Genomic DNA, 17,924 nt, shown 5'->3' with positions numbered 1-17,924 from the left:
AATGGAAATCACAATTAATGGTAAACCGCGACAACTAGTTGGTAATCCGCCAGAAGTTGGCGATGAGTTTCCACACTTTAAGGTTTTTGATAAGAATCACGACAAGATCAAGACTCGGCAATTACTCGGGAAGGTAACACTATTAAGTGTTGTTCCTAACATCGATACTCCGGTATGTAGTATTCAGACAAAGAAGTTCAATTCAACGATGGATCAATTCCCGGACGTTAACTTTTTAACGATCTCGACTAACACCATTGAAGAACAACAAAAGTGGTGTGCGGCTGAAGGAGTTCAAAATATGCAGTTGGTATCTGACAGGGAGGAATCCTTTGGTTATGAATCCAAGCTGCTAATTCCAGATGAAGGCGTCCTAGCTCGTTCTGTTTGGATCCTGGATAAGGACGGCAAAGTAGCATACCGTCAAATCGTCAAAGAATTGACTGATGAACCCGACTATGATCAAGCATTAACTGAATTGAGGAAGTTATTGTAAAAAATACGCAAAAGAGCCTGGGAAAAAACAAAATGTTTTTCCCAGGTTCTTACTATTACCAGTAATTTTCAAATTTACTGAGTCTAATTGCGGGAATCCATATAGGCTCACTTCGTTTCGTAACCCGAGCCTTCGAGTCTAACGCAGCGAAGCAAGCCTATTCGGCTACGAACGACTCTGATAATTTCATCATCATTCATCGTTCTAGGTTAGCCCACCAGGCTCTTAAATGGGTTAATTCCCAGCTTCTTCATCCTTTAAGCAAATTTTTAGTCATCAGCTTCGACGCTAATTACTTTCTTGTTTTGGGCGTTAACCTTAACTTCAGTTGACTTTTGACCGTTTACGACTTCAACGTCCCATACTGGGGTGCCATTGTCGTTTTCAAGAGTCCAGGATTGCCCCTGTCCTTTTTTAGCGGCCTTTTCAGCAATCTTGTTGGCTTGCTTCCGACTAATGGCCTTATCTAAATCAAGGTTAGTCTTTTGCTCACCGTTTTCTAACGCCTCTGACTTGGTATTGGTAACCTTACCAGACTTTGCGTCAATATCAGCTGAATATTCTTTTTGATTATCCGCACCAGAAATTTCGTAAACGAACTTGTTTCCCTTAGTTTCTAATTGAATTTCATCAATCTTAACGTTCTTAAACTGCTTGTGGAACTTTTTTACAGCGTCCTTTTCGTTAAGTTTAATTTTACTGGTTGAAACGGTAGCGGCAGAGACGGCTGGGCTTGTAGCCAGAGTGATGCCACTTAGAGAACTGGTGGTTAAGACAGTAACTGCTAACAAATGAGTGAGTTGCTTCTTGAATGATTGTTTTTTCATAATAACCTCCTAGTTAAATGCAACTTTCTATTAACCTAAGCATACCTCATAAAAATGAAGATTATTGTGTGATAATTCTTGCTTATTTCATAAGTTAGTCAAAAAGCAAATAAATTTAAAAAGATGCTTGTAATTTAGAGAAAGACTTGATATTATTATTTGTGCTGTGTTATAGTATGACCCGTTAGTCAAGTGGTTAAGACACCAGCCTTTCACGCTGGTATCGTGGGTTCAAATCCCGCACGGGTCACTTTATTGGGCTATAGCCAAGCGGTAAGGCAACGGTTTTTGGTACCGTCATGCGCTGGTTCGAATCCAGCTAGCCCAATACAGCAAGACACCTGTTAAGTCGTTATGATTTAGCAGGTGTCTTTTTTGGTTTAAAGACGAAGTTAGATAATAATTATATTAATTATGTTAGAATCAACTTGGATGTGTACATTGGTTATTATTAGGAGGGATAATAGTCAATCATTAGTTAATAAGACAAGCTGGCCAACACAGAGTCAGGATAAGGTAGCGCCAACTAACAATTCAACAACGCAAAGTCAATTACCACAGACTGGTAATCAACGTCATGCAGGTTTGATTGGTCTTGCTGTCCTTGGAGCATTGTTTAGCTTGCTAGGATTCAAAGGGAAACGAGATAGTTTCTAAAAAAATTATAGGTGAGAAAAAATGAAGAGGAGGAGAAAAAACTAAACGTTTTTTCTCCTCCTCTAACTATGTGCGCCCGGCATGGGTATTAGCTAGGCGGTGAGAGTCCGCTATGGGCCGTAGTAGTCGGAACCATGAGCTGAGGACAAGGGTGTCCACTGCGAGGTGGAATCTGAAGGAAGTCTAAGGCAAAGTACTGCACCGATGAACAAGAAGTAGCTATAAGGCTGGAACTAACTGGATAAGACTGCATGACAAGTTAAAGTCCAACACTACTCGAAGTTACTTTCAGTAAAGCTACCGGTGACATGGTACGAAAGTTAATATCCTTACCCGGGGAGATCTGGCCTACACGTTTCCGACAAGAGGAATAAGTTTAATTTCCACAGAAACAGGCGGTGCAGTGATGTAGCGTTGAGTAAGCCAGAAGTCAGCCGAGGTCATAGTAGTCTGAGTAATCAGATGAAGGACTGAACGACAATAACTTGTAACTTATATCGGAGGTGTAATCAGGTGCGACAATCGCAGAAAACAGAACAACAAGCTGACCGCTTGTCGAGGATAGGTTTGGAAAACCGAAAGTACACAAGGGCGCGTAGTACCGATTATGGTGAAGGTAAAGGTATGAGTGTCACTATCCAAGACTTAGTCTTGGACCGCAATAACCTTAATCAGGCTTATTTGCGAGTTAAGAGAAATAAAGGGGCAGCAGGCATTGACGATATGACAGTCAATGACCTTCTGCCATATCTCAGAGAAAATAAGACGGAATTGATCGCTAGTTTGCGTGAGGGCAAGTATAAACCAGCACCAGTCAAACGGGTAGAAATTCCGAAGCCTAATGGTGGAGTAAGAAAACTCGGAATACCAACAGTGGTGGACCGAATGGTTCAACAAGCTGTGGCCCAAATTCTTACGCCTATCTTTGAGCGTGTTTTCTCTGATAATAGTTTTGGCTTCCGTCCCCACCGTGGGGCCCATGACGCTATTGCAAAAGTAGTAGATCTTTATAATCAAGGCTATCGAAGAGTTGTCGACTTAGACCTAAAAGCCTATTTTGATAACGTTAATCATGACTTAATGATTAAGTATCTCCAACAATATATTGATGACCCATGGACACTAAGACTTATTCGTAAGTTTCTAACTAGCGGAGTCTTAGACCATGGGCTCTTCGCTAAGAGTGAAAAAGGAACCCCACAAGGAGGGCCATTGTCACCACTACTGGCGAACATCTATCTAAATGAGTTGGACAAAGAGTTGACTAGACGTGGTCATCACTTTGTGCGCTATGCGGATGATTGTAACATCTATGTTAAAAGTCAACGAGCCGGAGAACGAGTAATGCGAAGCATTACCCAGTTTCTAGAAAAGCGCCTGAAAGTTAAAGTGAACCCAGATAAAACCAAAGTCGGTAGCCCTCTACGGTTGAAGTTTCTTGGCTTTTCGTTGGGTGTAGACCACAATGGGGCCTACGCCCGTCCAGCTAAACAATCGCAACAACGAGTAAAGAAAGCGCTGAAGGTATTAACTAAACGTAATCGTGGAATATCTCTGACAAGAATGTTTGAAGAAATTCATCGAAAAATGCGTGGGTGGCTTCAGTACTACTCAATTGGGAAACTAACTAACTTTATTCAACGCCTCGACAAGTGGTTGAGGGTTCGAATAAGGCAGTATATCTGGAAGCAATGGAAAAAGTTTAAAACTAAGATAACTAACTTACAGAAGTTGGGGCTGTCCCAGCGTGATGCATATGTCTTCGCTAGTACCCGCAAGGGCTACTGGCGAACTGCACATAGTAAGACCTTAAGCTATTCTCTAACTAATAGAAAACTGGAACAACTTGGACTTATGAATATGTCCAAGACGCTCCAGTCAATTCAATGTGATTAAGTTGTCGAACCGCCGTATACGGAACCGTACGTACGGTGGTGTGAGAGGTCGATAATTGAACTAATCAATTATCTCCTACTTGATTACGATAATTTTTAAATTTACTGAGTCTAATCGCGCGAATCAAGCAGAGTCCTAGTGTCTAGTTACGAACGAAGAACAGTTCTAATCGAACCAACCTCCGTTCTCGACTAGCCATACGGACTCTTAAGAAGCTTGATTCCCAGCTTCCCTTTTGTTTCATATGAAACATCATAAATTAAAAGTGTCCTTTAACGTCCTTATCAGAAAAAGTTCCGGGATCTGGGATGAAGGAAATATCAGTATCAACGATTCCAAATTTCTTCCGCAGGGTCCGTTCAATCTTTTCAGAAAGCTGATAACTTTCCAAAATAGTCATTTTAGCATCAACCAAAACAGTAGCATCGAGGGAAACAACATTTCCGTTATAGTGAGCTTTAAGTTCGGCGACGTTTTTCACCTTTTTGACCTTCAAAATTGCCTGCTTATATTCCCGCTCGGCTTTTGGATCAAAGTAATCGACCAGGTTTAGGCTAGTCTGGAAGAAGATTTTTAATCCAGAATAGAGGATAAAGAAACCAACGATGATACTGGTAACCCCATCAAGCCATGCCAGGTCAAAGAGGAGTGCCCCAGCGATCGCAACCATGGTTCCAATACTAGTAAAGGCATCGGCAAGGCTATCCTGAGCCGAAGCTAGAAGGGCAGCGTTTTGTAGTTGTTGGCCTGCTTTGCGGTTCATGTACCAAACAATAAGCATAATTACTGATGCAATTCCAGCACCGATAATGGCGACTGGTTGGGGAACCACTCGGCTAGCGGGATTTAGCAGTGCCTTGATTCCGTCAAGAATAACGTCAAATGCAATCACGACCATGATAACAGCGGTCACTAAGGAAAAGACGGTTTCATATCGCCACCGAATAAACTGCATCCGTTGATCGCCGCCAAGGATATTTTCATTTTCGTCCGGCATTTCCACACCAGCAATATCATCATCGTCAATGTCTTGCGCAATATGGAGTCCCATCATCAAGAGAAATGTTGAGATAATTCCAGACAAGTTATTAAATGCATCGGCCCGTAAAGTTTGCGACTTACTAATTTCGGCTAGCCAATATTCAATAATTGAAATTGAAACGTAGGCAATTAAGTTGTAGACCAGGTGACGCTGTGATGCACGAATCTTTGCTAACTCGTTTGCTTGATTATGTTCCCAAAGATTCATTTCACGGTTAATATGCTTTTTTAGCTTACTCAAACTTAGATACTCCCTAAAGTACGATTAACTTCTATCATAACGCTAATTCAAGAAGTTAGTTTTTAATTGCTTTAGCTAACCGGGTTAACCCGTCCTTGATTTGGGCAAGCGGGTAAGCAATGTTGATCCGGATAAACTCATTACCGTTACCATGGTAGTAAGTTCCTGGATTAATAATTAACCCGGTTTCTTGACGGATCTTTTGTGCAAGGGCATTGCTATCCTTGGTGACTTCACTAACATCAATCCAGACAAGGTAGGTAGCTGTACCAGGAACAACATGAAGCTGAGGTAAATTATCGCTGATAAATTGTTCTAAGTATTCTCGATTATCCAGTAAGTATTTCTTGAGTTGGTGAAGCCAGTCGGCACCTTGAGTATAGGCAGCAATGGTACCAGGAATGGCAAGAAGGTTCGGTTCAGCAACTTCATACTTGTTAATTGCCCGGGTAAAGTGTTCACGCAGAATTGGGTTGGCAACAATTCCCGTTGCGGCATGAAGGGCAGCAACGTTAAATGTTTTACTTGTTGAAACTAGGGTAACTAGGTTTTGGCGGTATTCTTCGGGAAGAGAAAAAGTTGGTGTATAATCGGGACCCTTTAAAACTAAGTCACCGTGAATTTCATCGCTAATAACAATTACACCATACTTTTGTGCTAATTTAATAATCCGCATTAGTTCATCACGAGACCAAACATAGCCGGTTGGGTTGTGCGGATTGCAGAGAATCATCAGAGTCGTTAACGGGTTGCTCATCTTTTCTTCGAGATCATCCCAGTCAACGGAATAGGTGTAGGTAGAACGATCGTACTTTAATTGGCTTGCTAGGGCGTGGCGACCACTGTTCAGGATTGAGTTGTAGAAGGTATTATAGACTGGTTCCATCAGAAGAACGTTATCACCGGTATGGCTTAAGTGGTTAACGCTAGCGGTAATTGAAGGAATTACTCCCGTAGCGAAGCGCATCCAGGAAGTCTGTGCTTCTGCGTTGTGCTCAATCTTATACCAGTGAGCGACGGCATCAAAGTATTCTTGGCTAGGGTACTCATAGCCGAAAGCACCGGCATTAATTTTATCCTTCATTGCCTGCATGATTTCAGGAGCCGTTTTAAAGTCCATATCAGCAGTTGTCATTGGCAATTCGCCGGGTTTAACATCCCATTTTTCTGAATTGGTATGCTGGCGATCAAGAATCGTGTCAAAATCGTACTTCATAGTTAATCATTCCTTTATTTATTCTTAAACTAAAATTCATTCATACCTGATTGTACATCAATTTATATTGACGCCCCAGATAATGCTTTTCGACAATCAGTTATTCAAGAACCGAATATGACGTAATTAGGGATAGGTATTCTTACTTTTAATTAGTTAGTGTTACTTTAAAATAAGGATATTAATTGTACTAATTAATATTATAGGATTATTCTTAATTAGTGGGTATCTTGATAATAAGAGGAGCGCAAAGGGGAATAACTAACATGCAAGAAATTAAAGATGACTATTATGATGGCGAACGACCACTCTACGGGATTCACGACACCAAATTAATCAATACTACATTTGGTAAGGGTGAATCACCACTAAAGGAAACAGCTAATTTAGCATTAGATGGTGTTCTGTTCACTTGGAAGTATCCACTCTGGTACTCTGATCAGATTACGGTAACGGACACGATTTTTGAAGAAATGTCGCGTTCAGGAATTTGGTATACCAATGATATTGAAATTACTAACAGCACCATTCAAGCCCCAAAGGAATTCCGGCGGTGTGACGGTATTACCCTCGATAACGTTCACTTCTCTGACGCTGAAGAGACAATGTGGAGCTGTAAAAATATTAAGATGCATGATGTATATGCTAACGGGGACTACCTGGGGATGAACAGTGAGAACATTTATGTTGATCACCTTGATCTAGTGGGTAACTATGTTTTTGATGGGGCAAAAAACGTTGAGGTTCATAACTCACGGCTAGTTTCAAAGGATGCCTTTTGGAATTGCGAAAATGTTACCATTTATGATTCGAAGATTAGCGGTGAGTATCTCGCTTGGAATACCAAGAACATTACCTTCATTAACTGTACGATTGAGAGTGATCAAGGATTATGTTATGTTGACCATTTGACAATGAAGAATTGTCGGACGCTTCGAACGGATCTTGCCTTTGAATTATGTAGCAATATTGATGCAGAAATTAAGGGATCGATTATGAGCATCAAAAATCCGATCAGCGGTCAAATTAAAGTTGATCACGTCGATGAAATTATTATGGATGATCCGAAGATCGATCAAAGCAAGATTAAAATTATTCAAAATGATCAAGGTTAGTGTGGAGAAAAAGCAAGCGCAGTTGAAGTGGTTCAGTTTTTAAATGATCTGAATTATTAAAGATGGTATCATTAATATAAGTTAATTTTAATCTTATTTTAATAAGTGAAGGGAGTTTTCCGAATGTCACGAAAAGTTGCCGTTATTGGAATGGGTCACGTTGGTTCAACAGTTGCCCACTACATTGTTGCTAACGGGTTTGCTGATGACCTGGTATTAATTGATTCCAATGAAGATAAGGTGAATGCCGATGCTCTTGATTTGAAGGACGCAATGCCTAACTTGCCGTACCGCACCAATATTGTGGTTAATGATTATTCGGCATTAAAGGATGCTGAAGTAATCGTTTCAGCAGTAGGGAATATCAAGCTTCAAGATCAGCCACAAGCTGACCGGTTTGTCGAATTACCATTTACGCGGGATGCGGTTAAGGATGTTGCTCCCAAGATTAAGGCAAGCGGCTTTTCTGGAAAGCTCGTTGTAATCTCCAACCCAGTTGATGTGATTACGTCCTTATATCAACAACTAACGGGATTGCCAAAGAATCAAGTAATCGGAACAGGAACATTGCTTGATTCTGCCCGAATGAAGCGGGTTGTTGCGGATAAGTTTAATGTCGATCCGCGCTCTGTTAGTGGATACAACCTTGGTGAACACGGGAACTCACAATTTACTGCTTGGTCAACGGTTCGTGTTCTTGATCAGCCAATTACTAAGCTTGCGGCAGAACGGAATATTGATTTACCGGAACTAGATAAGGAATCTAAGCTTGGTGGCTGGTATGTATTCAAGGGAAAGAAGTATACCAGCTACGGGGTTGCTACGGCAGCCGTGCGGTTAGTTAATGTTATTTTAAGTGACGCACGGACTGAGTTACCCGTATCAAATTTCCGTGAAGAATATGGCGTTTACCTTTCATACCCTGCAATTGTCGGTCGTCAAGGAATTCTTGAACAAAGTCAATTGGACTTGACCGAAGAAGAACTACAAAAATTACAGAACTCTGCTAATTTCATTAAGCAAAAGTATAATGAAAGTAAGTAGAGCTTAAGATAAGTGAAAAACTCCTTGGGAAATATGGTAATTCTCAAGAAGTTTTTTTCGTATAATAAGAGTAATTAGAATTAGGGAAGAAGTGACGAGAATGGTAAATCGGGTAATGATCCTCGGTAGTATTAACGTTGATTCAATCTATCAAGTAACGCGGTTTCCGCAACCGGGAGAAACAATTGCGGTAAAGCAGAAGAGCTATGCACCGGGTGGTAAAGGAGCTAATCAGGCTGTTGCAGCAGCTCGTTCTGGAGCGAAGGTTTCATTCGTTGGTGCGGTTGGTGCTGATAATGATGGCCAAGAAATGGTTAAAACATTAGCAGAGAATAATGTGGACACGAGTAGGATTGCTGTTGATCCGGATAACGGAACTGGCAGTGCGGTAATCACGGTCGATGAAAATGGTCAGAACGATATTATGGTTTATGGGGGCGCCAATCAGGCAATGTCTGTAGCTCAGCTTAACGATTTAGAGCAGGAATTAGCTGGTACAGACTTTATCGTTGCCCAACTAGAAACGCCACAGGAAGTTACGCTAGCTGCTTTCAAGCTAGCCAGGCAGCAAAATGTAATAACAATTCTTAATCCGGCTCCCGCAACAGAATTGCTTCCGGAATTGCTGGAGTATACTGACATTATTATCCCGAATGAAACTGAAAGTTCCTTATTAACGGGAATTTCGGTTAATGATGAACCATCAATGCTTCAGAATGCAAAGTTCTTTAAGGCGCATGGGATAAAAAACACAATTATTACCTTAGGCGAGCAAGGCGTTTTTTACGTAACGGCAGATGGTCACCATGGATTAGTTCCGGCATTTAAAGTAAATCCAGTTGATACCACAGCAGCGGGTGATACGTTTATCGGTGCACTTAGCTCACAGTTAAGCCCTAACCTGGGAAATTTTGAGTCGGCAATAACATACGCCCAACGAGCTTCCAGTTTAGCTGTACAGGGGATGGGCGCAATGCCATCGATTCCGCTTGCTGAGGAAGTTGAGAAAGCATTGGGATAACAAAAACAAAGTCTAAGGGGAAGTTGAGGTCCCATAGACTTTGTTTTTTTAATGAGTCGGTTGATAATTACTTATTAAAAAGTCTTTCATATTTTGGGGATCATGTCCCGTAATATGTTGAAAATCATTAGTAACATCATTCATTAATCCCATTGCGGCTGCTTTATACATGGAAGCTAGTTCATCACCATTGCCTTCAGACCTGTAAATATCGGCAAATTCGCTAATTGATACTGGGTTGTAACCAATTATGTTACCAGTTACGGTAGTCATAATCTGACTCAGTTCAACCATATTGTAATTTTGTTTCATTGTTAAAAGGTAATTTTGTCCATGATTATAGAGATACGGTTTTACAGCAACATTTGCAATTGCTTCAGCGCTATCTTGACGACTGATAAAGCTCATTGCTTGATCACCAATTGGGTAAATAATATTCTGACGTTTGATGAGTTCAGGAAGATAGGGAATTAGTGGATCAGCATAGAGAGAATTCTTGATAACCGCATAATGGAGTCCGGTACTAGCTAAGCGGGCTGGAAGGTAGGCATAGTAACCGGCCATCTGAAATGGGTTGTTCGCTTGGTCGGCAATGAAACTAACATCTATAATCGTTGATACGCCAGATTCTTTTACCGCCGTAAGGGTGTTTTCAAATTCATTAATTCGTGCTTGAACCTTGTAAGTAAGACTAGGGATATAGATTAAAACATCAATGTTCTGAAATGCTTGGTTCATTGTTGCAGTGTTCTGATAGTCGATTGTTGCAAGTTCATATCCAGCCTTTTTGAAACCAGTAGCTTTGGCGGGAGTGTGGACACCTAAGCGAATATTGTTGATAGGGACTTGCTTACTAAGTTCTTGGACAACAAGACGACCGAGATGACCAGTAGCACCGGTAATTAAATACTTCATGATAATCATCCTTTCTAGAAACGATTGTAACTTTTAAAGTTACGAAAATCAAATAAAATAAGAAAGTTGGGAATTAACTTTCTCGGAGGGACGGTTGACTAACCTAGAATGATGAATGATGATGAAATCATCAGAGTCGTTCGTAGCCGAATAGGCTTACTCCGCTGCGTTAGGCTCAAGTCCCTCAGTTACGATACGAAGTGAGCCTATTTGGATTCCCGCGATTAGACTCTCTAAGTTCGGAGATTAATAAGTATATATAGAGGGTGGGAAAAAACTTAACGTTTTTTCCCACCCTCTATAATATTTAAATTCTTTTCGGCTCACCATAAGCATATCCCTGACGTAGGTTGATATTAAGCTGGTCGGCTAAAGCAACGTGATCAGCATTTTCGACTTTACCTACGATTGGGACGGTTCCTTCTTTGCTGGCGAATCGCTGCCATTGAGCGAGAGTAATGTCAATCCAGTGGGAAGGCGATTTCTTAAACGATTGGATATCGAATTTAAGAAAATCAGTATATGGAAGATAGGGTTTAATAATCCGGTAGGTTTTCTTAGAAGAATCAACGTTTTCGATCGTTATTTTGATAAGAGAATGGTCGATTTGCTTTAATACCTTTAACACTTTATGGCGTTGAACAAAATTAGATTGACAAAGATCGGTAGCGTCAATTTCAATTAGTAATTGCTGGTGATTGATTACCCCGAGGATCCATTTGAAAAAGTAAGTTGCACGGAAATCAGATATTTGACTAACAGTCATATTCAGAGAAAGAAGCTTAATATTGGCAATAATTTCGGGATCAATTTTTTTAACGGTGTGAACAATTTTACTTAATGGAAAGTTATTCACATCGGATGGTAGTTGCCAACACTGTGTTTGTGAATCAAATTCACGGAGAAGCAATTCATAACCCTGAATCCTTTTATGGTGATTATAAATCGGTTGGCCAAAGTATTTGTATTTATTTGAAAATTCTTGATCCTGATCGATTCCCTTTTTATTTCTGTAACGGATCCGTGCTTCAATGCAAAGTAAACAGCAACTGAGGGTAAAAGTGATAAAGATCCACCAGAAAAATGTTTTTAAATCATTCATCAGAACTAACCTTTCGTTTTGGACTAACCCATTTACCGCTTCCGTGGCCCAATACCGTCTTAACTGCTTTAACAAAGGTGGTAACGATTGTTAAGGGATTGACGAGCCATGTAAAGAGGAGGTAAAGGGGCGAGAAAGCAAAGTAGCGTAGTTTGGTCCCGTTAAAATCAAGAATTAACGCGGCTAAAACTTGGAAAAGGCCAGCGATTAACTGGAAACTAACAAAGATCATGCTCATTACAATTCCGTGCCAGACCCGCTCATAATTACCTGTAAGGAAAAATGACGTCATTAAACTAACAAAAATTAAGCTTGTAATCCAAAAGAAAAATGACCAGACGATTGAAAGGGTCGTGTCAACTAACATTGGAATAACAAAGCGAAAGCGCCAAGGATGAGTGATGATCTTGGTAAAATTGGTTAACCAGACCTCGGTTCCACCTTGGGCCCACCGAGTTCGTTGACGGTAAAGATCATGGAATGATTCCGGAACGTTCATGTGAAAGACGATGTCAGGTGCAAACTTGGGAACAACATTCATGAAGGTATGATCCCAGGCAATGCTGATATCTTCTGTTGCCCGGTCCTGGCGAAAACCACCGACATTAATTAAAAAGTTTCGTCGATACATTGTATTCGCTCCGCTATAAGCATACATTGTGTTATTTACGGCAGTTTGGCTGCGTTTGATAATTCCAACAATACTAGAAAATTCAACGGTTTGTGACTTTCCCCACAGCGTTGATCGGTTATAAACATCCATATTAGCCGTAATTGCAGCATAGTTAACGCCATTTGGACTAGTAAAGTATTGCATATACTTAATTAGTGCATCTGGTTCTGGAATCGTATCAGCATCATTGCTAAGAATATATTCCCCCTTAGCAAAAAAGATCCCAATATTAAAGGCATGGGCTTTTCCTTGATTTTCTTCGATCCTAATTACCCGAAGCCGGGGAAATGACTTTTGCATTTGGTGTAATATCTCTGGGGTGCGATCAGTACTTCCATCATCCATTACTAAGACTTCATAGTTATGGTAATGGAGCTTGGTTAAGAGATATTCAAGGGTGCTCTTGATGACAACTTCTTCATTGTGGGCCGGAATCATGATCGTAATGAATGGTTCACTTTCTAATTCCACATCAGGAAGAAGTTCTTCACGATGACGAAAAAGCATGTATGATACCGCACCAAAAAACCAGAACATTGCCCCCAAAATTGGGTAGAGACAAAGAATTAGGGTAACAACAAAGAGAAAGCTTTCCCAAGGTGTCGCTGTATTCAAAGCAGCGTCAAAAATATTAGAAACCATTAGTTGTCGGCCTCCATATTTGTATTGGCGATCCAACTTTTTAGTGCAGTTATTTATTTGCCAATAATTGTTATCTGTATGATTATTAGTCAAATTTACTTTGAACGGTATTGGGAATCGTTTCAAGGAAATAAACTAGCCAATTGCGGGTTAGTTGCGGCAATTACGATTACGTATTTTATTCAGGAGTTCTGCTTATTACAGCTGTCCCTACTTAATATTAATGAAGTTGCCTTTATGCAGGTTGTTTCAGTCACAATGGTCTTTCGTAATAGTAAAAATAAGCTTTGGTGGGGACTCTTAGCGATTACACCTATATTTGCAAATGCGGTTGAAGTTCTTTTGGGAATTGAATCAATAAGTACCTGGTGGATTTGGCTTGGCGAATCAGCAATTTTTCTGCTAGTTTGCGGAGTGTTAGTGCAATGGAAGGGGATTTCAATTCGAATTCGCTATCCCTTGGCAATCTTAAGTTTAAGTTTGGTTGGAATCATCTCATTAGGAATTGAGAACAATTTTACCGTTGTTACTGTTGCTGCAGCGACACTAGGCCTTATGATCATTTTATTTTTTGAAAGTCGCCGGTATGAAAGTGAGATTAGAAATGAGGAAAAGATCAAACTTCTGCAGAGGGAAAGCGAGCGGGATGATCTTACCGGATTACTTAATTATCGGGCTCTTAGTCAGGGAATTAGTGCATTAACCGAGGATCGCGACATCCACAGTATTGTGATTGGTGGACTGGATATTGACCATTTTAAGCGAATTAATGATACATACGGTCATTTTGTGGGGAATGAGGTTCTTAATTACTTTTCAACGGTATTTCGTAAAAAGATTCATGAGGCATTCCCTGATCAGGGATATGTTTACCGCTTTGGTGGCGAAGAATTTACAATTGTTGTCTCAAACCATTCGATTGAGGAAGTTTACGCTCTCCTTCAAACAATTGAAAAACAATTTAGTGAGCAGCCAATTGTCACTAAAGAAGGAGTGAAAATTACGATCAATTTTTCTTGCAGTTTAACTAATCATTTGAATGGTGAATTGCTTGATCTGACCTTGAAGCGAGCAGATAAAATGTTGTATAGTGTAAAGAATAATGGGCGTGGCTGGATCGTGATCGACCACCATAGTACGCCAGAAGAGAATGTCGCAGTAAATTGATAAGACAAAAAAGTAAAATGAATGAGTGATAAAAATTATAATTAGCAGTGAGAAATTACATAATATCTTTCAGCCGATTTTTCAAGTTGACCACGAGATGAACGCTAAAGTTAACACGCACGAAATGTTAATGCGGGACTCATCAGGGGCATTTCCGGGGATGGAATTTTTAAATAGCCTTACCACCCCAGAAGGGAACGAGCAGTGGATCTCCATTAGTAAGAAGTCCCTTGCCGATGCTTTGACCGCTCATCCCCAACGAAAAATTTATATTAATTTAGAACCATGCCAAATGGAGTTCGATAGTGTTTGGCAATTCCTTGAGGAGATTCATGAGCAATACGGCTCTCAAGTAGCAATTGAGATTACGGAAAGGCGAGAGACAATCCACAGTCTTGATTACCTTGATGAAGAGATTCTCCGGTTAAAGAGGATGGGGTTTGAATTAGCAATTGATGATGTTTGTGCTGGAAGTAACAGCTATGCTTTCATTGTTCGCCAATTGTCGGCAATTCAACGAATTAAATTATCACTATTAGTTTTCAAAAATGAAGATCATGAAACAACACGGAATTTTGTTAACGCTTGGTTAACTTTTGCCACTCACCATCACCTTGATTTTGTGATTGAAGGGATTGCCGATCGCCAACTAGCAGAAACTTTCGCAGGTAACCCAACTATTCTCCAGCAAGGCTTTTACTGGAGTAAGGGTTCAGCAGAAATTTAATGTAATCCGAAAAAACAAAAAGGCCCGAATTATGGTTATTCACCGTAATTTGGGTCTTTTAACTTTATATCAAGGTTTATGCTCTAAAACTATTTCTACTGCAGCATAGACCAAACGTGTTCGCTGTGACCGCAACTTCCGCCTAGCTATCCCGTCCTTGATTGTAAACAATCATCGTCCGGGATTTCCTAGTGCTCAGTTGCTAATTCGTCACGGCTCACACTCTAACTGAAACGTGCTTCGCCCGAGTTTCCTAGAGCTAGCAACCTCCTTCCTAGGCGCAAGTCGCCTTCGTCAGGAGAAATTACTAGCTTTCCGGAAACTCTTTGGGACGAAGGCACTCTAATTATTATGGACGCAACCGATTAATCATCCGTGGGAACGGAATGTTTTCCCGGATGTGCTCTTGGAGAGTGATCCAGGAGAGGAACCGTTCAAGACCCATTCCGAATCCGGAGTGAGGAACTGAACCAAACTTCCGCAAGTCGTCGTACCAACCGTAATCTTCCTTGCTTAAGCCGTTTTCTTCAAGCTTGTTAGTGATGTATTCATAGTCGTATGAACGTTCTGAACCACCAATAATTTCACCGTATCCTTCTGGTGCAAGTAAGTCAGCACAGATAACTTGACGGTCATCTTCGGGATCAGTTGGCATATAGAAGGCCTTAATTGCCCGTGGGTAGTTCATAATGAAGACCGGCTTGTTAAATTGGTCAGCTAAGTATGTTTCTTCAGGTGAACCAAAGTCATCGCCGTACTTAGAATCGAAGCCACCTTCTTGAAGCATTTCGATTGCCTTCTTGTAAGTGATTCGTGGGTAAGGTAATTCGGTAAATGGCTTCAAACTTTCAACCGAACGACCAACCATTTCTAATTCTTGTGTACAGTGGTCGATCAAGTCTTGAACAAGGTAAGCAACGTATTGTTCTTGGATCTTAAGACTTTCATCTTGGTGCATCCAAGCCATTTCTGGTTCGATCATCCAGAATTCTGTCATGTGACGACGGGTCTTTGATTTTTCAGCTCGGAAAGTTGGTCCCATTGTGTAGATCTTGCCAAGGGCCATTGCTCCAGCTTCACCATACAACTGACCTGATTGTGATAGGTAGGCATCAGTATCAAAGTACTTAACATCAAACAATTCAGTAGTTCCTTCAGGAGCTGATGAAGTTAAGATTGGAGCATCGAATTGAGTAAAGCCGTGCTTGTCAAAGAATTCCATTGTGGCAAGCTTAACCCGGCTCCGGATCCGCATCAATGCCCATGGCTTACGAGAACGGAGCCATAAGTGACGGTGATCAAGTAAGAATTCAATCCCGTGTTCCTTGTTACCGATTGGGTAATCTTCGCTTTCACTAACGATTTCAAAGTCCTTGATGTGGATTTCGTAACCGAACTTTGACCGCTTATCTTCAGCGATTTCACCAGTTACCCAAAAACTGGTTTCTTGGTGAAGATCATGCTTGGCAGAATCAAACTTAGCTTCATCAATATCATTTTTCCGGATAATCCCTTGGAAGAAGCCGGTTCCGTCACGTAACTGTAAGAAGGCGATCTTCCCACTAGACCGCTTATCAGTTAACCAAACACCAATCTTGACAGTTTCCCCAACGTGTTGAGGAGCTTGACTAATTGTAATTGTTTCCACTTTAATACTCTCCCTTAATCAATTATTTTTTATAGAATTTGAATGTGTGCAGCCTCACACTTTTTAAGCATCTCTTTTGGCCAGATACTTGCTTGAACTTCACCCACATGAGCCTTACCAAGCAAGAGCATGCAGAGCCGAGATTGACCAATTCCTCCACCAATTGTATATGGTAATTCGCCATTGAGCAACATCTTATGGAATGGTAATTTTTCCCGGTCGGTAGCACCAGCTTGTTCGAGTTGGTACTTCATTGATTCTGGACTAACCCGAATTCCCATGCTAGAAATTTCAAGCTTCTTTTGGAGAGGCTTGTACCAGAAAATAATGTCACCGTTAAGACTCCAGTCATCGTAGTCGGGTGCCCGGCCATCGTGAGGCTTACCAGAACGCTTCAACTTGTCCCCAATCTTCATAACGAAGACAGCGCCCATTTCCTTGGCGATTTTATCTTCCCGTTCCATTGGGGTGAGGTCTGGCCACCGGTCTTCAAGCTCTTGGGTAGTAACAAAATGAATATCATCTGGCAATTGGTAAACAGCATCAGGATAAAGGTACCATAATTCTTTTTCAATCCGCTTAATAACCTTGAAGATTTGGCGAACGGTTGCCTTCAAGGTTTGTTCAGTCCGTTCTTCCTTAGTGATGATCTTTTCCCAGTCCCATTGGTCAACATAAATGGAGTGGAAGTTATCTAAGTCTTCATCTTTCCGGATGGCGTTCATGTTGGTGTAGAGACCTTCGTGAAGACCGAAACCGTACTTCTTTAATGCTAATCGTTTCCACTTAGCAAGAGAATGAACGACTTCAATTGTTTCACCTGGCATTCCCTTCATATCGAAGGAAACTGGCTTTTCAATCCCGTTAAGGTTATCGTTCAATCCGGTGCTCTTATCAACAAACATTGGTGCCGACATCCGTTGTAAGTGTAGTTCTTGACCAAATTCATCCTGGAAGTTTTCACGAATGAACCGGATGGCAGCCTCTGTATCACGAATAGACAATTTTGGATCGTAATCCTTTGGAATAATTAAACTCATAATTAGCAACTCCTTAATATGCTTAGAATCGAGGATAAATAAAAAAGCCCTTCATCCCCAACACCTAAGGGACGAAAGGCTTTTGTTCCGCGGTACCACCCAAATTGTCTAAAATATTATTAGACCATCTTATCGAGTACAAGAATACTCTCCCGGCGAGATAACGTACCGGTGACGACTAAGCCTACTTTAAACGAGGTTATTTGGGTTAGTAGCATGGAAAAAGTGTTTTTCAATAATCCAGGTGCTATCGGTCTCCCACTATCACCGACTCACTGTGAGACTGAAAATTATTTACTCGTCTTTCTCATCGCTTTTGTAAATCTTTAATTGTATTCTAACTGAATTTTTAGAAATTGCAACCACTTTTTAAAAATTTTTTGAAAAAGACAAGAGGCAAGGAAAAAACATTTTGTTTTTTCCTTGCCTCTTTCAGGATACTTTCAAAATTTAGAA

At 40.8% G+C, this 17,924-nt stretch carries 16 protein-coding genes, 2 tRNA genes and 1 other annotated feature; of the genes, 10 read left to right on the top strand and 8 right to left on the bottom strand.

Annotated features, from left to right (window positions below):
- Nucleotide 1: 1 nt before the first annotated feature.
- Nucleotides 2-496, top strand: a complete 495-nt coding sequence (gene tpx, locus N4627_RS09110; RefSeq protein WP_003716337.1) for a thiol peroxidase — start codon at nt 2-4, stop codon at nt 494-496.
- A 269-nt stretch (nt 497-765) separates the two neighbouring features.
- Here tpx and N4627_RS09105 read toward each other — a convergent pair whose 3' ends face one another.
- Nucleotides 766-1,323 carry a PepSY domain-containing protein gene (locus N4627_RS09105; RefSeq protein WP_124031866.1) on the bottom strand — a complete coding sequence of 186 codons (558 nt, stop codon included), beginning with the start codon at nt 1,321-1,323 and terminating at the stop codon, nt 766-768.
- Between the two features lie 178 nt (nt 1,324-1,501).
- Between N4627_RS09105 and N4627_RS09100 the strand changes: the two genes are divergently transcribed.
- The 4 genes from N4627_RS09100 (at nt 1,502) to ltrA (ending at nt 3,876) form a co-directional block, all read left to right on the top strand.
- Nucleotides 1,502-1,573: transfer RNA gene (locus N4627_RS09100), tRNA-Glu, on the top strand.
- Nucleotides 1,574-1,579: 6 nt separating this feature from the next.
- Nucleotides 1,580-1,651 (top strand) — tRNA-Gln (locus tag N4627_RS09095).
- A gap of 86 nt (nt 1,652-1,737) precedes the next feature.
- Nucleotides 1,738-1,980 carry an LPXTG cell wall anchor domain-containing protein gene (locus tag N4627_RS09090; RefSeq protein WP_098044954.1) on the top strand — a complete coding sequence of 81 codons (243 nt, stop codon included), beginning with the start codon at nt 1,738-1,740 and terminating at the stop codon, nt 1,978-1,980.
- A 513-nt stretch (nt 1,981-2,493) separates the two neighbouring features.
- Complete coding sequence (ltrA, locus tag N4627_RS09085; RefSeq protein WP_260964787.1) at nt 2,494-3,876, top strand: group II intron reverse transcriptase/maturase; 1,383 nt, start codon at nt 2,494-2,496, stop codon at nt 3,874-3,876.
- A 259-nt stretch (nt 3,877-4,135) separates the two neighbouring features.
- On the opposite strand, the gene N4627_RS09080 is transcribed toward ltrA, so the two are convergent.
- Nucleotides 4,136-5,158 carry a cation diffusion facilitator family transporter gene (locus N4627_RS09080; protein ID WP_003716340.1) on the bottom strand — a complete coding sequence of 341 codons (1,023 nt, stop codon included), beginning with the start codon at nt 5,156-5,158 and terminating at the stop codon, nt 4,136-4,138.
- A 55-nt stretch (nt 5,159-5,213) separates the two neighbouring features.
- Nucleotides 5,214-6,374: a MalY/PatB family protein gene (locus N4627_RS09075; RefSeq protein WP_003716341.1), complete on the bottom strand. Its 1,161-nt coding sequence runs from the start codon at nt 6,372-6,374 to the stop codon at nt 5,214-5,216.
- Nucleotides 6,375-6,640: 266 nt separating this feature from the next.
- On the opposite strand from N4627_RS09075, the gene N4627_RS09070 reads away from it, so the two are divergent.
- The 3 genes from N4627_RS09070 (at nt 6,641) to rbsK (ending at nt 9,554) form a co-directional block, all read left to right on the top strand.
- Nucleotides 6,641-7,489 carry a DUF3737 family protein gene (locus N4627_RS09070; protein ID WP_040530621.1) on the top strand — a complete coding sequence of 283 codons (849 nt, stop codon included), beginning with the start codon at nt 6,641-6,643 and terminating at the stop codon, nt 7,487-7,489.
- 123 nt (nt 7,490-7,612) lie between these two features.
- Nucleotides 7,613-8,533 (top strand): L-lactate dehydrogenase, encoded by a 921-nt coding sequence (locus N4627_RS09065; protein ID WP_260964786.1) that lies wholly within the window; start codon nt 7,613-7,615, stop codon nt 8,531-8,533.
- A gap of 100 nt (nt 8,534-8,633) precedes the next feature.
- The gene (rbsK, locus tag N4627_RS09060; protein ID WP_003716344.1) at nt 8,634-9,554 is read left to right on the top strand and encodes a ribokinase; all 921 of its coding nucleotides are present in this window, start codon (nt 8,634-8,636) and stop codon (nt 9,552-9,554) included.
- A gap of 48 nt (nt 9,555-9,602) precedes the next feature.
- Here rbsK and N4627_RS09055 read toward each other — a convergent pair whose 3' ends face one another.
- The 3 genes from N4627_RS09055 to N4627_RS09045 form a co-directional block, all read right to left on the bottom strand.
- The gene (locus tag N4627_RS09055; RefSeq protein ID WP_260964785.1) at nt 9,603-10,469 is read right to left on the bottom strand and encodes an NAD(P)H-binding protein; all 867 of its coding nucleotides are present in this window, start codon (nt 10,467-10,469) and stop codon (nt 9,603-9,605) included.
- Between the two features lie 307 nt (nt 10,470-10,776).
- Nucleotides 10,777-11,571: an EAL domain-containing protein gene (locus N4627_RS09050; protein ID WP_260964784.1), complete on the bottom strand. Its 795-nt coding sequence runs from the start codon at nt 11,569-11,571 to the stop codon at nt 10,777-10,779.
- Nucleotides 11,564-12,886 carry a glycosyltransferase family 2 protein gene (locus N4627_RS09045; protein WP_003716348.1) on the bottom strand — a complete coding sequence of 441 codons (1,323 nt, stop codon included), beginning with the start codon at nt 12,884-12,886 and terminating at the stop codon, nt 11,564-11,566. Before N4627_RS09045 ends, N4627_RS09050 begins: the two co-directional genes overlap by 8 nt.
- 24 nt (nt 12,887-12,910) lie before the next feature.
- Here N4627_RS09045 and N4627_RS09040 point away from each other — a divergent pair, with 24 nt between their 5' ends.
- Nucleotides 12,911-14,053 (top strand): GGDEF domain-containing protein, encoded by a 1,143-nt coding sequence (locus N4627_RS09040; RefSeq protein WP_224758350.1) that lies wholly within the window; start codon nt 12,911-12,913, stop codon nt 14,051-14,053.
- A 25-nt stretch (nt 14,054-14,078) separates the two neighbouring features.
- On the top strand, nt 14,079-14,780 hold the full coding sequence (locus N4627_RS09035) for an EAL domain-containing protein (protein WP_003716351.1): 702 nt from the start codon (nt 14,079-14,081) through the stop codon (nt 14,778-14,780).
- A 349-nt stretch (nt 14,781-15,129) separates the two neighbouring features.
- Here N4627_RS09035 and asnS read toward each other — a convergent pair whose 3' ends face one another.
- Both asnS and asnA read right to left on the bottom strand, forming a co-directional pair.
- Nucleotides 15,130-16,428 (bottom strand): asparagine--tRNA ligase, encoded by a 1,299-nt coding sequence (gene asnS, locus N4627_RS09030; protein ID WP_003716352.1) that lies wholly within the window; start codon nt 16,426-16,428, stop codon nt 15,130-15,132.
- Between the two features lie 29 nt (nt 16,429-16,457).
- Nucleotides 16,458-17,468, bottom strand: coding sequence for an aspartate--ammonia ligase (gene asnA / locus N4627_RS09025; protein WP_003716353.1), 1,011 nt, complete (start codon nt 17,466-17,468; stop codon nt 16,458-16,460).
- 64 nt (nt 17,469-17,532) lie between these two features.
- Nucleotides 17,533-17,788 (bottom strand) — a binding site (T-box leader).
- Between the last annotated feature and the right edge of the window lie 136 nt (nt 17,789-17,924).

It is taken from the genome of Limosilactobacillus vaginalis (genome assembly GCF_025311515.1).
In the GTDB taxonomy this organism is placed as follows: domain Bacteria; phylum Bacillota; class Bacilli; order Lactobacillales; family Lactobacillaceae; genus Limosilactobacillus; species Limosilactobacillus vaginalis.
Note: the sequence above shows the minus strand (reverse complement) of the source record. Positions and strands in the feature narration are given on the sequence as shown.

What these genes read in the sequence shown, in the direction of transcription:
- N4627_RS09050 (WP_260964784.1), bottom strand. Translation starts at nt 11,571, where the DNA reads ATGAATGATTTAAAAACATTTTTCTGGTGGATCTTTATCACTTTTACC.
- tpx (WP_003716337.1), top strand. Translation starts at nt 2, where the DNA reads ATGGAAATCACAATTAATGGTAAACCGCGACAACTAGTTGGTAATCCG.
- N4627_RS09055 (WP_260964785.1), bottom strand. Translation starts at nt 10,469, where the DNA reads ATGAAGTATTTAATTACCGGTGCTACTGGTCATCTCGGTCGTCTTGTT.
- N4627_RS09070 (WP_040530621.1), top strand. Translation starts at nt 6,641, where the DNA reads ATGCAAGAAATTAAAGATGACTATTATGATGGCGAACGACCACTCTAC.
- N4627_RS09105 (WP_124031866.1), bottom strand. Translation starts at nt 1,323, where the DNA reads ATGAAAAAACAATCATTCAAGAAGCAACTCACTCATTTGTTAGCAGTT.
- N4627_RS09045 (WP_003716348.1), bottom strand. Translation starts at nt 12,886, where the DNA reads ATGGTTTCTAATATTTTTGACGCTGCTTTGAATACAGCGACACCTTGG.
- N4627_RS09065 (WP_260964786.1), top strand. Translation starts at nt 7,613, where the DNA reads ATGTCACGAAAAGTTGCCGTTATTGGAATGGGTCACGTTGGTTCAACA.
- N4627_RS09075 (WP_003716341.1), bottom strand. Translation starts at nt 6,374, where the DNA reads ATGAAGTACGATTTTGACACGATTCTTGATCGCCAGCATACCAATTCA.
- rbsK (WP_003716344.1), top strand. Translation starts at nt 8,634, where the DNA reads ATGGTAAATCGGGTAATGATCCTCGGTAGTATTAACGTTGATTCAATC.
- N4627_RS09090 (WP_098044954.1), top strand. Translation starts at nt 1,738, where the DNA reads ATGTTAGAATCAACTTGGATGTGTACATTGGTTATTATTAGGAGGGAT.
- asnA (WP_003716353.1), bottom strand. Translation starts at nt 17,468, where the DNA reads ATGAGTTTAATTATTCCAAAGGATTACGATCCAAAATTGTCTATTCGT.